This is a genomic window from Plantibacter sp. M259, assembly GCF_006065115.1.
Taxonomy (GTDB): Bacteria; Actinomycetota; Actinomycetes; order Actinomycetales; family Microbacteriaceae; genus Plantibacter; species Plantibacter auratus.
This window is the reverse complement of sequence record NZ_CP040750.1, coordinates 2,191,273-2,204,399: the sequence shown is the minus strand read 5'-3', so window position 1 is coordinate 2,204,399 and position 13,127 is coordinate 2,191,273. Positions and strand designations below refer to the sequence as shown.

At 70.1% G+C, this 13,127-nt stretch carries 15 protein-coding genes and 1 pseudogene; 9 read left to right on the top strand and 7 right to left on the bottom strand.

What is annotated here, in order from left to right:
* Positions 1-34: 34 nt before the first annotated feature.
* Positions 35-703, bottom strand: a complete 669-nt coding sequence (locus tag FGL15_RS10190) for a YitT family protein (protein ID WP_086472703.1) — start codon at positions 701-703, stop codon at positions 35-37.
* A 91-nt stretch (positions 704-794) separates the two neighbouring features.
* Here FGL15_RS10190 and FGL15_RS10185 point away from each other — a divergent pair, with 91 nt between their 5' ends.
* Complete coding sequence (locus FGL15_RS10185; protein ID WP_138945937.1) at positions 795-1,286, top strand: Lrp/AsnC family transcriptional regulator; 492 nt, start codon at positions 795-797, stop codon at positions 1,284-1,286.
* 5 nt (positions 1,287-1,291) lie between these two features.
* Here FGL15_RS10185 and FGL15_RS10180 read toward each other — a convergent pair whose 3' ends face one another.
* The gene (locus FGL15_RS10180; protein WP_205858599.1) at positions 1,292-2,527 is read right to left on the bottom strand and encodes an MFS transporter; all 1,236 of its coding nucleotides are present in this window, start codon (positions 2,525-2,527) and stop codon (positions 1,292-1,294) included.
* An 82-nt stretch (positions 2,528-2,609) separates the two neighbouring features.
* Between FGL15_RS10180 and FGL15_RS10175 the strand changes: the two genes are divergently transcribed.
* Together FGL15_RS10175 and FGL15_RS10170 are read left to right on the top strand one after the other, a co-directional pair.
* Positions 2,610-2,924: a helix-turn-helix transcriptional regulator gene (locus tag FGL15_RS10175; protein ID WP_079000723.1), complete on the top strand. Its 315-nt coding sequence runs from the start codon at positions 2,610-2,612 to the stop codon at positions 2,922-2,924.
* Positions 2,925-3,024: 100 nt separating this feature from the next.
* Positions 3,025-3,342, top strand: coding sequence for a hypothetical protein (locus FGL15_RS10170; protein ID WP_138945936.1), 318 nt, complete (start codon positions 3,025-3,027; stop codon positions 3,340-3,342).
* 283 nt (positions 3,343-3,625) lie between these two features.
* On the opposite strand, the gene FGL15_RS10165 is transcribed toward FGL15_RS10170, so the two are convergent.
* Positions 3,626-4,147, bottom strand: a complete 522-nt coding sequence (locus FGL15_RS10165) for a MarR family winged helix-turn-helix transcriptional regulator (RefSeq protein WP_138945935.1) — start codon at positions 4,145-4,147, stop codon at positions 3,626-3,628.
* Between the two features lie 130 nt (positions 4,148-4,277).
* Here FGL15_RS10165 and FGL15_RS10160 point away from each other — a divergent pair, with 130 nt between their 5' ends.
* From FGL15_RS10160 to FGL15_RS10145, 4 genes are read left to right on the top strand one after another with little or no spacing between them, the layout of a single operon-like run.
* Positions 4,278-4,580, top strand: a complete 303-nt coding sequence (locus FGL15_RS10160; protein ID WP_138945934.1) for a hypothetical protein — start codon at positions 4,278-4,280, stop codon at positions 4,578-4,580.
* A gap of 7 nt (positions 4,581-4,587) precedes the next feature.
* Positions 4,588-5,139, top strand: a complete 552-nt coding sequence (locus FGL15_RS10155; protein ID WP_240773497.1) for an RNA polymerase sigma factor — start codon at positions 4,588-4,590, stop codon at positions 5,137-5,139.
* Positions 5,136-5,753 carry a hypothetical protein gene (locus FGL15_RS10150; RefSeq protein WP_240773496.1) on the top strand — a complete coding sequence of 206 codons (618 nt, stop codon included), beginning with the start codon at positions 5,136-5,138 and terminating at the stop codon, positions 5,751-5,753. Before FGL15_RS10155 ends, FGL15_RS10150 begins: the two co-directional genes overlap by 4 nt.
* A complete protein-coding gene (locus FGL15_RS10145; RefSeq protein ID WP_138945932.1) occupies positions 5,753-6,136 on the top strand; it encodes a hypothetical protein in 384 nt (127 codons plus the stop codon). Before FGL15_RS10150 ends, FGL15_RS10145 begins: the two co-directional genes overlap by 1 nt.
* A 6-nt stretch (positions 6,137-6,142) precedes the next feature.
* On the opposite strand, the gene FGL15_RS10140 is transcribed toward FGL15_RS10145, so the two are convergent.
* A complete protein-coding gene (locus tag FGL15_RS10140; protein WP_138945931.1) occupies positions 6,143-7,081 on the bottom strand; it encodes a DMT family transporter in 939 nt (312 codons plus the stop codon).
* 72 nt (positions 7,082-7,153) lie between these two features.
* On the opposite strand from FGL15_RS10140, the gene FGL15_RS10135 reads away from it, so the two are divergent.
* Both FGL15_RS10135 and FGL15_RS10130 read left to right on the top strand, forming a co-directional pair.
* Entirely contained in the window at positions 7,154-8,077 is a 924-nt protein-coding gene (locus FGL15_RS10135; RefSeq protein WP_138945930.1) for a LysR family transcriptional regulator, read from the top strand.
* A gap of 90 nt (positions 8,078-8,167) precedes the next feature.
* Positions 8,168-9,348: pseudogene (locus FGL15_RS10130) on the top strand (alcohol dehydrogenase catalytic domain-containing protein).
* 155 nt (positions 9,349-9,503) lie between these two features.
* Here the strand turns inward: FGL15_RS10130 and FGL15_RS10125 are convergent.
* The 3 genes from FGL15_RS10125 to FGL15_RS10115 all read right to left on the bottom strand — a co-directional run bounded on the left by FGL15_RS10125 (position 9,504) and on the right by FGL15_RS10115 (position 13,123).
* A complete protein-coding gene (locus FGL15_RS10125; RefSeq protein WP_138945929.1) occupies positions 9,504-10,940 on the bottom strand; it encodes a glucose-6-phosphate dehydrogenase in 1,437 nt (478 codons plus the stop codon).
* Between the two features lie 193 nt (positions 10,941-11,133).
* A complete protein-coding gene (locus tag FGL15_RS10120; RefSeq protein WP_138945928.1) occupies positions 11,134-12,147 on the bottom strand; it encodes a LacI family DNA-binding transcriptional regulator in 1,014 nt (337 codons plus the stop codon).
* 73 nt (positions 12,148-12,220) lie between these two features.
* A complete protein-coding gene (locus FGL15_RS10115; protein ID WP_079000706.1) occupies positions 12,221-13,123 on the bottom strand; it encodes a carbohydrate ABC transporter permease in 903 nt (300 codons plus the stop codon).
* Positions 13,124-13,127 lie beyond the last annotated feature (4 nt).

The window sequence follows — 13,127 nt, the reverse complement described above, 5'->3', positions numbered from 1 at the left end:
ACAGCACGTCCTGCTGCCGGGCGGATCTCCTGCGCTACACCCCGAGGTAGCGGCCCGGCCGGTGGTTGAGCGCGAGGATGAGGTTCAGCAGGACCGCACCGAGCGCCGAGACGAGCACGTTGAGCGGCGGCACGGCGACGAGCGACACGAGCACGACCACGGTGTCGACGGCCATGAGGACGTAGCCCGCGCGGATGCCGAACCGGTCCTGGAGGATCAGCGCGACGATGTTGAACCCACCGAGACTGGCTCGGTGTCGGAACAGGATGAGGATGCCGACGCCGCAGAGCACGTTGCCGACGACGGCCGCGTAGAACGGGTCGATGTGCCCGACCGGCAGGAACAGCGGGTGCACCCCGGACAGGACGGACACGAGCACGATCGCGCCGCCGCTCCGGAGCGTGAACACCCAGCCCTTGCCGCGGATCGCGAGCAGGAAGAACGGCAGGTTGATCGCGATGAACAGCACCGGGAACGGCACGGGTGCGAGGTAGCTGACGAGGAGCGACAGTCCGGCCGTCCCACCGGTCACCGCCGATCCCGCCTTCAGGATGAACAGCCCGAACGACACCACCGTGACGCCGACGAGCAGGCCGAGGATGTCCTCGACCACCCCGTGTCGAACGGGAGACGGTGCCGGGGCAGGCGTGGAGGGGGCCTGCTGCGCGCTCGACGTCGCGGCGCTCGGCTGCTGGGTGCTCATTCCGCCAACGATGCGCCAGCTCGTCGTCTTGCGCAACACGAGTAGAGTGCAGTGGTCATCGTGCTCGATTCCCAGCCCGAGAGTGAGCAACATGCCTCATCCCGCGACCATCGACCACCTCGACGCGCGCATCCTGACCGCGCTCGACGACGACCCTTCCATGACGGCGCTCGCCCTTGCACGCACCCTCGGCGTCGCGAGGAACACCGTCCACGCCCGTCTGCGTCGGCTCGAGACGAGCGGCGCACTCGGCGCCCCGAGTCGCCGGGTGCGACTGTCGGCGCTGGGCTACCCCCTCACCGCGTTCATCGAGATCTCCATCCGGCAGGACCTCGCGACGGAAGCCTACGCGGCCCTCGAGTCGATCCCGGAGATCGTCGAGGTGCACGCGACCACCGGAGACGCCGACCTCTTCGCGAAGGTCGTCGCGCACGACACGGAGGACCTGCACCGCATCGCCGGTGTGCTGCTCGCGGCTCCGGGCGTGGTCCGGACGAACACGAAGGTCTCACTCATCGAGGTCATCCCCTACCGCGCGTCGACCCTCCTCGATCGCCTCGCCGAGGGGCCGTCAGCGCACTGAAGCCGTCAGCGCGCCGAACGGGCGCGGACGACGGCGGCCGTGCCCGCGGCGATCGCGACGACCGTGCCGTAGCCGAGGACCGTGGCGTGGAGCCCGATCGCCGAGGCGAGGAGACCAGCGATGACGGCCGGGACCCCGAAGGACAGGTAGGCGACGATGTACAGCGCGGCGAACAGCTCGGCGCGTTCGTCGGCCGGCGCGAGCGGGACGAGCGAGGCGATCGTGCCCATGAACGCCGTGCCGAAGCCGGTGCCGGCGATCACGACGGCGACCACCGCGATCGGGAGCGAACCGAGGATCAGCGCGACGAGCAGGAGCACGGTCCCGGCGGACAGCGCGGACGCCCCGTAGACAGCTGCGACGACGGGTCGGCGACGGTGCAGCACCGCGGCGGCGACGGCCCCCGCGGCCGGCAGCAGCCCGATGAGTAGCGCACCCCCGAGCTGGCCGTCGACGCCGAGTTCCGTGTGCATGATGCTCGGTCCGAGGGAGAGGAACAGCCCGCCGGTCGCCCACCCGCCGAGGACGATCGGGATGCTCACGACGAACAAGCGTCGGGTGTCGACGGGGACGGCTGCGCGAGGTCGGATGGCACGGGCCCATCCGGGAGCGCGGGCGGAGGTCTCCGGCACGATCCAGATGGACGCCGCGATGAGCAGGTAGGCGACCGCCAACGGGAGGAACGTCCAGCTCGACGGATCGGCGACCGTCTGCAGCAGGACGCCCGCGAGGATCGTGCCGGAGGCGAGACCGATCATCGGCGCGATGGCGTTCAGCAGGGTCGCCGCTCGTGGCCGCTCGGGCGGGGCCAGATCGATGATGGTCGCCGACAGTGTGGAGAGCAGTGCCCCACTGGCGAGGCCTTGGAGCACGCGCGCGAGGTACAGCAGCGCTCCGGAGTCGACGTGCCAGAGGAGCAGCATGCTGGCGGCGAGCACGATGAACCCGGCGGTGATCACCGGGCGGCGTCCGAGGTGGTCGGAGACCGAGCCGATCGTGAGGAGCGCGACGAGCAGGGCGAGCGCGTAGGCCGAGAAGGCGATGGTGACGCCGATCGGGCCGATGCCGAGCCGTTCCTGGAGCTCCGGGTAGAACGGCGACGGGGCACTGGCGCCGGCGAGCATGAGCGTGCTGCCGAGCCCCGCGAGCACGAAGCCGAAGCGACGGCGCGGCAGCACGGGCGCGCCAGCAGCCGCGGTGGGCACGGGTCGGGTCGGGGGTGACGGGGTCGTCGTCTGCACGGGGCGGCATCCTTTGGTTCCAAAAATATCGAACGATTGGACGATACGCGCTTTCCGCTGATTGTTCAATTATTATCGAACCATGCCTGCACCAGCCGATCTCACGCACCCCGACCGCGAGGCGATCGAGCTGCCGGCCGTGCTCTTCGCGCTCAGCGATCCCGACCGACTCGAGATGGTGCGGCAGCTTCGGGACGGACCGATGGACGCCGCGAACTGCACCGCCCTCGACCCCGCGATCCCGAAGTCGACGAAGTCCCACCTCATGAAGGTGCTCCGCGAGGCCGGCGTCATCCGGAACGAGCCGAACGGTCGCCACCGCACGCTCACCCTGCGGCGTGACGACCTCGACACCCGGTTCCCGGGCCTCCTCGACGCCGTCCTCGACGCCGACTGACGAGCACTCCCGCTCTGGCATTCGCGCCGCATCCACGGGAGCTGCCAGAATTGTCGGCGCGGTGATCGAGCGCGCACACGACGACAGGGGGCTGGGGAACATGGGAACGCTGCGGTACGGGAACGAAGCACTCGAACTCGAGGATCGGACCCTCGCCCATGTGCAGATGGTCGTCGTCTCGAAGCTCCGCAAGGGTGAGGCGTTCCTCCTCTCCTGGACGATCGACCCCGCACACGGTTCGGGCCGCTACGCGATCTGGATCGAGACCGGTGTCCCCATCGTCTTCCGGTTCACCGGCTCACGCCCGGTCGCACTGAACCGCACCTGGTTGCAGGCCATGCTCGACCGCACCTACACGCCGGCGGGGCTCGAGCTCATGGCTGAGAGCGAGTATCCGGAGGCGGGCGCCGACAACTGAGGCGACGCCACCGGCACGACCGCGAGTAGCACAAGCGATCCGACCGTTCAAGCATCGGTCGTCCGACACGTGCTCGATTACCATCGGATCATCGAAGGTCGGGGACTTCTGAGAGTCGGCTCGAGCGGCGCCTGGAGGGCCCGCAGCGCGCGGTCGAAATCGTCGAAGACATTCGGAGGCGGGTCACACGGATCAGACCGTGCGGCCCGCCTCGCTGTTCCACCACAGACCAGGTGGGGCCGACCGAGTGACCCCCGGCCCATCGACGGCCCAGCGCTGCCGTTCAGTGCTGCGGCTGCCCCCCGGGCTCGGTGCGGTCGATCGAGTCGACGGCCTCGCGCATGCGGTCGAGGAAGTCGACGATGCCCGCAGCGATCTCCGGTTCGATCCCGGTGGTCGCCTCCATCATGCGGTGGTGCATGTGGCTGAGCGTCTTGCGGACCTCCGAGTCGGCGAAGTCGGTGGTCGAGACGGTGACGCGACGACGGTCGGTCTCGCTCGGCCGACGGACGACGTGACCCGCCGCCTCCAGGCGGTCGAGCATGACCGTGACCGAGGAGGTCTTGATGCCGAGGTAGGCCCCGAGATCCGTGGGGCTGACCAGGCGGTGCTCCTGCTTGGCGCGCAGCATGAACCGCAGCGCGAGGAGGTCGTTCTCGCCCATGTGCATCTCGTCGCGGGTCCGACGACGCATGGCGGCCTCGGCGGCACGGTACAGACGCATGGCCTCGAGCATGCGGCGGCCGCGCTCGTGCTCGTCCTGTTCGTACCAGTAGTGCTGCGCGTCAACGGCTTGGGCGGTCATGAAGTCCAACAGTAGTGGTTCTCGTAACGAGATTGTCTAGCGGAGTCCGGATCGCGATGTCAAGTGGGTACATGCAGACGCATGAATAGCTAGATTCTCTAACAACACGAACGTTGAGCAAGGAGCAGTCATGAGCACGGTGTTGGAGCGAGGCACAGGGACCACGGTCGCCTGGGCTGAGCCGGACGCGACCCTCTGGGTCGCCTCGGTCGACGGCGAGTACGCCGGCATGGTCGAGTTCCGGGACGGCCGCTTCGTCGCCGCCTCGAGCACCGGCAAGGACCTCGGGGTCTTCGTCTCCCTGCTCCGCGCCAAGGAGGCGGTGGAGAACGGCCCGGCGAAGACGCTCCAGTTTCCGTATGTCGCCACGGTCGCCGCGTCCGCGATCGTGTCCGCGACCGCCGTCGCCTTCACCGCGTTCGCCGTCCTCTAGCCACACCGTGAAGCGCTCGCTCGAGGTCCTCCCGGACGGCATCCTCGCCGAGCGCGCGGCCGACGGAGACGCCACCGCCTTCGAGGTCCTCGTCTTCCGGTACGGTTCCCTCATGCGCGCCTACGCCGTCCGCGTGCTGGGGAACCAGTCGGAGGCGGAGGACGTCGTGCAGGACGTCCTCATCCAGGCGTGGGGACAGCTCGACCGGCTGAACGACCCGAACGCGGTGAAGTCCTGGTTGATGCGCATGGTCTCGAATCGGGCGATCGACCGCATCAGACGCCGCCGCGAACACAGCGAGATCGAGGATTGGAATGCCCCCGCCCCGTCCCATCAGTCCCCGGAACGGGTCGTCGAGGTGCGCATGCAGATGAGCGCACTCGCTTCGGTCCTCGACCGACTGCCCGCCATGCAGCGCGAGTGCTGGATGCTCAAGGAGACGGGCGGGCTGTCGTACGTCGAGATCGCCGAGTCGCTCGGGGTCCCCACGTCGACGGTGCGCGGTCAGCTCGCGCGAGCCAGACAGACCGTCCTGCGGGAGATGGAGGTGTGGCGATGAACGACGACGACCACGAGTCCATGCTCGACGGCCTGGCCGGCGCCGACCTCGACGGGCACACCATCGACGAGCTCTCCGACTACCTCGACAGCGGCCGCGAGCCCCTCGATCCCGGCATCGAAGCCTCCCCCGGTTGCCAACTCGCCCTCGACGCCCTCCTCCGGCTGCGCACCCAGACCTGGGCGCTGCTCAAGTCGGAGGCGGCGACGCACTCCGAGCAGGACCGCTCCTGGATGCACGCGGTGCTCCAGAACATCTCGCTCGAGGCGCACGCCGGTCGGGACATCCCGCTCAGGCACCCGGACCCCGAGGTGCACCTGCGCATCACGGAGGGCTCCGTCCGCACCCTGATCCGCGGGGTGGGCGACAGCGTCGGCGGGGTCATCGTCGGCCGGGTCCGGCTCGACGGCGATGTGACGACCCTGGACGCGCCGATCACGGTGGCGATCACCGCCTCGGCCGCGTTCGGCAACAACCTCGAACGGCTGTCGCAGCTCATCCGGGATCGCGTCGTCGCTGAACTGGCCACGCACACCGAGCTCAACGTGGTCGCCGTCGATGTCACGATCATCGACATCCACACGCAGCGCGTCGCCCGGCCGGAGGACTCCTGATGGACACCGATGCCGCACTCTCGCAGCAGCTCACCGCCGTCGTCGCCGCGACACCGGGGGTCACGACGGTCTACGCGACCGGATCACCGATCCGTGCGGTCCTGCGGACCGTCGCCGATGCGGTCGGCCGTGACAACGAGGAGCCGACGAAGGTGGCCGTCCGTCGCGGAGCCGACGGCGCGGTGACGATCGGCGCGACGATCGGTGTGACCGACGGGGCTCCGGTCCCGGCGACCCTCCGACTCGTCGGCGACGCGATCCGCGGCGTGCTAGCGACGTCGATGGCGGAGACGCCGATCCACGAGATCGACGTCCGCGTGTGCCGGATCGAGGACGCAGCACCGCTGGGAACGCCGCTCACGGGCGCGGCGACCACGCTGTAGACCCCGTCAGACAGGCGCCGGCTCCTGCTGCACCGTGGGTGTCATACCGGTCGTCCGCGCGCGGTGGCGGCGTTCGATCGCCTGGCCCACATAGCTCGCCACGATGATCAGCGCCGCACCGAGCGCACCCAGCGGGCCGATCGCCTCCCCCGCGATGAGCACACCGACGAGGAGCGCCCAGACGGGTTCCGTCCCCATGAGGATGCTCGCGCGCGACGCCGAGGTCCGCCGCACCGCCCACAGCTGGACGACGAACGCGAACACGGAACAGAGCAGGCCGAGGAACAGCACGTCCAGCCAGCCGCGCAGGTCGAGCAGCGTGACAGCCGCAGCGAGACCGTCTCCGGCGATGAGGCTGAACGCCCCGGCGCACACGAGCATCTGGACGAACACCACGCCGAGCGTGCTGTCGGTTCGACCTCGCGTCAGGTGCGCACTCGACGTCACGTGCACCGCACGGACGACGGCGGCGGCGATCACGAGCGCGTCGCCCGCGGTGGGTGCTCGGAGACCGCCGTCCGACACGAGCAGCGCGACACCGACGACCGCAGCGACCGCGGCGACGAAGTAGGACCGCGGGAGCCAGGACCGCGACGCGACACCGTCGAGCACCGGCGTCATGACGAGCGCGAGGCTGATGAGCAGCCCGGCGTTCGTCGCCGAGGTCAGGTGCACTCCCCACGTCTCGAGGCCGATGATCGCGGCCTGCGAGCAGCCGAGCCCAGCCGCGATCAGCAGGCCCCGTCCGCGAGGGAGGCGCTCCCGCCGCACGAGGCAGATGAGCCCGATGGCGACCACCGCCACCAGGAACCGCAGGGCGACCGCGGCCGGCACACCGGTGACGGCGGCGAGGTCCTTCGCCGCGAGGAAGCTGGCGCCCCACACCGCCGCGACCCCGACGAGCAGCACGTCGACGATGAGTTCGGAGGGTGCGCGGCGGGCCATGCCGCTACTCTCCAGGAGACGGACACGACAGAACAACAGCCAGTGTCTGGATCGACGATGAAGGAAACACTTATGGATCCCGCGCGCCTCCGCCTCCTCCGCGAACTCGGCGACCGTGGCAGCGTCGCCGCGGTCGCCGCAGCCATGCACGTCAGCGCCTCGGCCGTGTCGCAGCAGCTCGCCGCGCTGCAGGCCACCATGCCGGTGCCGCTCACCGAGAAGTACGGGCGTCGCCTCGTCCTCACGGAGGCCGGCGAAGCCCTCGCGGTCGCTGCCGCGCGCGTCGAGGAGGCTCTTGCCGAGGCCAGGGACGCTGTGGACTCCTTCCTCCAGCACGAGCAGCGACCCGTGAGCGTCTCCGCGTTCCACAGCGCGGGGCTGGCGTTCTTCGGACCACTGCTCGCCGCCGGCTCCCCGCTTATAGCCGATGCGACCGGTCCGGTTCCGCGACTCCTGCTCGCCGACGCCGACGTCGCGCAGGACCGGTTCGCCGGGCTCACGGCGGACTACGACCTCGTCATCGCCCACCGCCTCCCGCACGAACCGGCGTGGCCGCTCGACCGCCTCGTCGTGACGCCGCTGCTCGTCGAACCCCTCGACATCGCGATGCACGAGACGCACCCGCTGGCCGCACGGTCGGAGGTGCGGCCGGAGGATCTGCGGGACGAACGCTGGATCTCCACGCACGAGGGGTTCCCGCTCGCCGGCGTCCTCCATCACCTGGGCGCGCTGAGCGGCCGGGCGCCGCGGATCGACCACCGCATCAACGAGTTCTCGGTCGCCGCCCAGGTCGTCCGCACCGGGGCTGCGATCGCCGTCATGCCACGCACCACGGCGGCACCGTTGGCCGTCGACGGCATGGTCCTCCGACCGGTCGCCGGCGCGGTCCTCGTCCGGCACGTCGACGTCCTGGCGAGACCGGAGGCGATGGCGCGGTCCGCGGTCCGGTCGGTGCTCGCGAGCCTCCAGCGCGTGGCCGCCGACGCGGCACGCTGAGCTCGTATCAGCCCTCCGCCGAGACGTCCACCCCCAGTCGCCCGACGCCCGGGAGGCGCAGGGTGGAAGGACAACGACGAAGGAGCATCCATGCGCGCACTCACGTACCAGGGTCGCCGGTCGGTGTCGGTCGAGACCGTCCCGGACCCCGCGATCACCGCCCCACAGATGCGATCATCCGTGTCACCTCGGCAGCCATCTGCGGCTCCGACCTCCACCTCTACGAACTGTTCGGCCCGTTCCTCGACCGCGGCGACGTCCTCGGCCACGAGACGATGGGTGTCGTCGAAGCCGTCGGCTCCGAGGTCACCCGCGTCGCGGTCGGTGACCGGGTCGTCATCCCGTTCACCATCGCGTGCGGCGAGTGCTTCATGTGTCGCAACGGGCTGCAGTCGCAGTGCGAGACGACCCAGGTGAAGGAGCACGGCAGCGGCGCGTCCCTGTACGGCTACACGAAGCTCTACGGCCAGGTACCGGGCGGACAGGCCGAGTTCCTGCAGGTGCGGCTCGCCGACGCGAACTGCATCGTCGTCGGTCGCGACCTGCCCGACGAGTCCTACCTCTACCTGAGCGACATCCTCCCGACCGCCTGGCAAGGCGTCGAGTACGCCGAGGTGCCGGACGGCGGCTCGATCACCGTGCTCGGCCTGGGCCCGGTCGGCCAGCTCGCGGCTCGCATCGCCAAGCACCGCGGTCTCGAGGTGTTCGCCGTCGACCCGGTGCCGGAGCGCCGTGCCCTCGCCGAGCGTTACGGCATCCGTGCCCTCGACCTCTCGGACGACGTGGTCGCGGAGCTCCGCGACGCCACCGGCGGACGCGGCCCGGACGGGGTCGTCGACGCCGTCGGCATGGAGGCCCACGGCTCACCGATCGCGGCTGCGGCGCAGACGGCCGTCGGCGTGCTGCCCGACGCGATCGCGCGACCGGCCATGGAGCACGCCGGCATCGACCGGCTCGCCGCCCTGCACACCGCGCTCGATCTCGTGCGCCGCGGCGGCGTCGTGTCCCTGAGCGGCGTCTACGCCGGTGAGGCCGACATCATGCCGATGAAGTCGATGTTCGACAAGCAGGTCTCGCTCCGGATGGGTCAGTGCAACGTCGCCCGCTGGATCCCGACGCTGCTCCCCCTCGTCGAGGACAGCACCGATCCGCTCGGCGTGCTCGACCTCGCCACCCACCGGGTCCCGCTCGCCGAAGCTCCGGCGATGTACGAGACCTTCCAGAAGAAGGAGGACGGCTGCATCAAGGTCGTCCTGAAGCCGTCGGCGTAGCTGCAGTTCTCGGCGTGACCTGACGGCACCGGGACGGCTGCATCAAGGTCGTCCTGAAGCCGTCGGCGTAACCGCCCACTGTACGAAACGACCCGCGCCGATCATTCGGCGCGGGTCGTTTCGTGTCAGGCGGTCAGCAGTGCGTCAGAGCCCAGTCACCAGTCCGTCGGACCGGCGCTCCCCGCCTCGTACTCCTCGAGCGGCGTCTCGCCGGCGGCCCAGGCGGTGACGACCGGGGTGACGATGCGCCAGCACTGCTCGGCGATGTCGCCGCGCACCGACAGCAGCGTGTTCTCCTGCAGGAGGCCGGCGAGCACCTGCGCGTAGGCGCTCAGGGTCGCAGCTCCGGGATCGGCCTCGAGCTCGACCCGGCGCAGGCCGTCGACGTCGTCGGCGCCGGTCACGATGAGGTCGAGGTGCACCGCACCGCCCTTGAGTGACATCCGGAGGACGGTGTCGGCGTGCCCGTCGGGAGCGTCGAGTCCGGTCGGCGCCGCCGAGCGGCGGAAGTGGACGGCGACCTCGCGGCGCGGGTCGCCGATGCCCTTGCCGGAGCGCAGGACGAACGGCACCCCCTGCCAACGCGGGGTGTCGACCTGGAGCAGGAGCTGTGCGAGCGTCTCCGTCTCACGGGAGGCGTCGACGTCGGGCTCGTCCACATAGGAGGGGAAGAGCCGGTCGCCGACCCTGCCCTCGGTGTAGCGGGCGCGACGGGCGGTCGACGGATCGTCCTTCCACAGCCGGACGGCGCCGAGGACCTCGGCGATACGGTCGTGGACGTCGGTCGGCGTCACGGCGTCCGGCCGCTCCATCGCGGTGAGGGCGAGGACCATCAACAGGTGGCTCTGCAGCATGTCGCGCAGCGCGCCGGTCTGGTCGTAGAACGCCGCACGACCCTCGAGCCCCAGCTCCTCGTCGTAGAGGATCTCCACCTTCTCGATCTGCTCCGCGTTCCAGCCCGCCTCGAGTAGCCGGTTGCCGAAGCGGAGGCCGAGCATCCCGAGCACGGTCGCGTTGCCGAGGAAGTGGTCGATGCGCCACAGACGCTCCTCCGGCACGACCTCGGCGAGCGCCGCGTTGAGCGCCTGGGCGTCGGCGAGGTCGTCGCCGAAGGGCTTCTCGATGGCGATGAGGAGGTCGTCGGGCAGGTCGATCTGCGCGAGCGCCTCGGCGACCTTGCGCCCGGCGGAGGGCGGGAGCGCGATGTAGAGGATCGGCGAGCCGGTGCAGGCGTCGAGCAGCGCACGCAGTTCGTCGGGGTCGGAGGCGTCGGTCGGGATGAACTCCGTCGTCGACACGAGCGCGTCGACGGTCCGGGACCCGATGCCGGCGTCCTCGAGACTGGCGCGGACGGTCGCACGCCACTCCTCGTTCGGCTGCGGCGTGCGAGCGGCACCGATGATCTGCAGCGAGATGTCGCGGGCGGCGTCGACGACCTCGCCGAGGCCGGGGATCAGCAGCCGCTTGGCCAGGTCGCCGTTGGCGCCGAGGATCGCGATGGTGCGCTTCGTCGGTTCCAGCGACTCCGCGTCCGGGATGCCGGGTACGGTGTCGGGATCGGGCTGGGTGGTGGTGTCGGACTGGTCGCTCATGATTCCATCCTGACCGAGCGTCGAATGATCGTCATGGGGTTGCGCACGCCCGCACCCAGGTCACTGAGCCACACCCGGTCACTGAGCCGCACTCGGTCACCGAGCCGCACTCGGTCACTGAGCCTGTCGAAGTGCGCCCTTCGACAAGCTCAGGGACCGGACGGGGAGCTCAGGGACCAGAACCCCGACCGCGCTACGCCGAGTCGCGGACCACGAGTTCCGTCGGGAGCGTGATCGCAGCGGGCCGCTCGCCCTCGATGACCTGGAGGAGCAGTCGCACCATCTCGGCGCTGATCCGCTCGAACGGCTGGCGCATCGTCGTGAGGGCTGGGTCGGTGCCGACCGCGATGCTCGAGTCGTCGAAGCCGCCGACGGCGACGTCCTCCGGCACGCGTCGGCCGGCGGCCTGCAGAGCGTCGATGGCGCCGGCGGCCATGCGGTCGTTGGCCACGAAGACGGCGTCGATCGTCGGGTCGGCCTCGAGCAGCTCGCGCATCGCCGCCTCACCGCTCGCGCGGCCGTAGTCGCCGTGCCGGACGAGCCGGTCGTCGAACGCCTCGCCGAGTTCGAGCCGGTAGCCCTCGAGCCGCGTGACACCGCCCGGGGTGTCCTCGGGTCCGGCGATCGTCGCGATCCGCTCCCGACCGAGGCCACGCAGGTGCGCCACCATCTCTCGGGCCCCCTCGAGGTCGTCAGCAGCCACGTAACCGAGGCGCTTCTGGAACCCGAGCGGGATGCCGCACGCGATGGCCGGGACCTTCGAGTCCACGATGTCGCTGATGAGCCGCTGCCCGCTGTGCGCCGAGACGAGCAGCACGCCGTCGACGTGACCCGCCTCGATGTAGGCGAGAGCCCGTTCCTGCTCGGCGGCACTGCCCGCCATGATGAGCACGAGCGACAGCTGCCGTTCGGCGAGCGCCTGCGCGGCTCCCGTCAGCAGCATCGAGAAGTTCGGGTCCTCGAAGAGCAGCTGGTGGTCCTCGGTGAGGAGGAACGCGACCGATCCGGTGCGGTTCGTCGCGAGGCTCCGCGCATGCGGGTTGACGCGGTACCCGGTCTTCCGGATGGCCGCGTCGACGGCCGCCTTCGCGTCCTGGCTGACCCAACGCCCACCGTTCAGCACCCGTGACACCGTGCCGCGGGAGACGCCGGCGGCCTCCGCGACGTCGTCGATCGTCGGGCGCCGACGGGACGGGACGGTGGTCATCCCGTCAGCCTAGTGCTGAGGCTTCGCGCGCGACGGCGGCACCTGCTGCCGCCGCAGCGCGGACCACAGCGGCTCATGCCTTCACGGCACCGGCCGCGAGGTCCACCCGCCAGAAGCGCTGCAGGATGAGGAAGATCAGGATGAGCGGCACGATGGCGAGCAGGGCACCCGTGATCACGAGGGTGTACAGCGCGGGGGCGGAGGCACCCTGGTTGAGCAGTCCGTTGAGGCCGACGGTGATCGGGAACAGCGAGTCGTCGCCGAGCATGATGTACGGCAGCATGAAGTTGTTCCAGATGGCGACGAACTGGAACAGGAAGATCGTCACGAGCCCGGGCAGCATCATCGGCATCGCGATGCGTCCGAAGATGCGGAACTCGCCCGCACCCTCCGTCCGGGCCGCCTCGATGACGTCGGTCGGCACCGCCGCGGCCGCGTAGATGCGGGCGAGGTAGATGCCGTAGGGGCTGATGATCTGCGGCAGGAGGACACCCCAGAAGGTGTTCGTCAGCCCGACGTTCGCGAGCAGGAAGTACTGCGGGATCGCGAGGATGACCCCCGGCACGAGCACGCCCATGAGCAGGATGCTGAAGACGGTGCGCTTGCCCGGGAAGTCGAACTTGGCGAGCACGTAGCCCGAGATCGCGGAGACCCAGGTGGAGGCGATCGCGCCGATGCCCGCGTAGAGCGCCGTGTTGACCATCCAGCGCCAGAAGAGTCCGTCGCGGTACTGGGTGAGCTCGACGATGTTGTCGAACAGATGGGTGCTCGGCACGAGGGTGAAGGTGGAGAACAGTTCGCCGCTGCTCTTCGTGGATGCCATGAGCACCCAGAAGACGGGGAAGAGGCAGTAGATCGCGCCGAGGATGAGGATGCCCGTCGAGATGCCGCTGGGCCGGTCGGAGCGCATGGTCGTGCTGCCGGCGCGTTCGCGGCGTCGCGCACCGGCGGGTCGGTCGAGTCGAAGCGTGGTCATGGTG

What these genes read in the sequence shown, in the direction of transcription:
- FGL15_RS10150 (WP_240773496.1), top strand. Translation starts at nt 5,136, where the DNA reads ATGAACGACGACGACCACGAGTCCATGCTCGACGGCCTGGCCGGCGCC.
- FGL15_RS10140 (WP_138945931.1), bottom strand. Translation starts at nt 7,081, where the DNA reads ATGGCCCGCCGCGCACCCTCCGAACTCATCGTCGACGTGCTGCTCGTC.
- FGL15_RS10160 (WP_138945934.1), top strand. Translation starts at nt 4,278, where the DNA reads ATGAGCACGGTGTTGGAGCGAGGCACAGGGACCACGGTCGCCTGGGCT.
- FGL15_RS10135 (WP_138945930.1), top strand. Translation starts at nt 7,154, where the DNA reads ATGGATCCCGCGCGCCTCCGCCTCCTCCGCGAACTCGGCGACCGTGGC.
- FGL15_RS10165 (WP_138945935.1), bottom strand. Translation starts at nt 4,147, where the DNA reads ATGACCGCCCAAGCCGTTGACGCGCAGCACTACTGGTACGAACAGGAC.
- FGL15_RS10115 (WP_079000706.1), bottom strand. Translation starts at nt 13,123, where the DNA reads ATGACCACGCTTCGACTCGACCGACCCGCCGGTGCGCGACGCCGCGAA.
- FGL15_RS10185 (WP_138945937.1), top strand. Translation starts at nt 795, where the DNA reads ATGCCTCATCCCGCGACCATCGACCACCTCGACGCGCGCATCCTGACC.
- FGL15_RS10190 (WP_086472703.1), bottom strand. Translation starts at nt 703, where the DNA reads ATGAGCACCCAGCAGCCGAGCGCCGCGACGTCGAGCGCGCAGCAGGCC.
- FGL15_RS10175 (WP_079000723.1), top strand. Translation starts at nt 2,610, where the DNA reads ATGCCTGCACCAGCCGATCTCACGCACCCCGACCGCGAGGCGATCGAG.
- FGL15_RS10120 (WP_138945928.1), bottom strand. Translation starts at nt 12,147, where the DNA reads ATGACCACCGTCCCGTCCCGTCGGCGCCCGACGATCGACGACGTCGCG.
- FGL15_RS10125 (WP_138945929.1), bottom strand. Translation starts at nt 10,940, where the DNA reads ATGAGCGACCAGTCCGACACCACCACCCAGCCCGATCCCGACACCGTA.
- FGL15_RS10170 (WP_138945936.1), top strand. Translation starts at nt 3,025, where the DNA reads ATGGGAACGCTGCGGTACGGGAACGAAGCACTCGAACTCGAGGATCGG.
- FGL15_RS10145 (WP_138945932.1), top strand. Translation starts at nt 5,753, where the DNA reads ATGGACACCGATGCCGCACTCTCGCAGCAGCTCACCGCCGTCGTCGCC.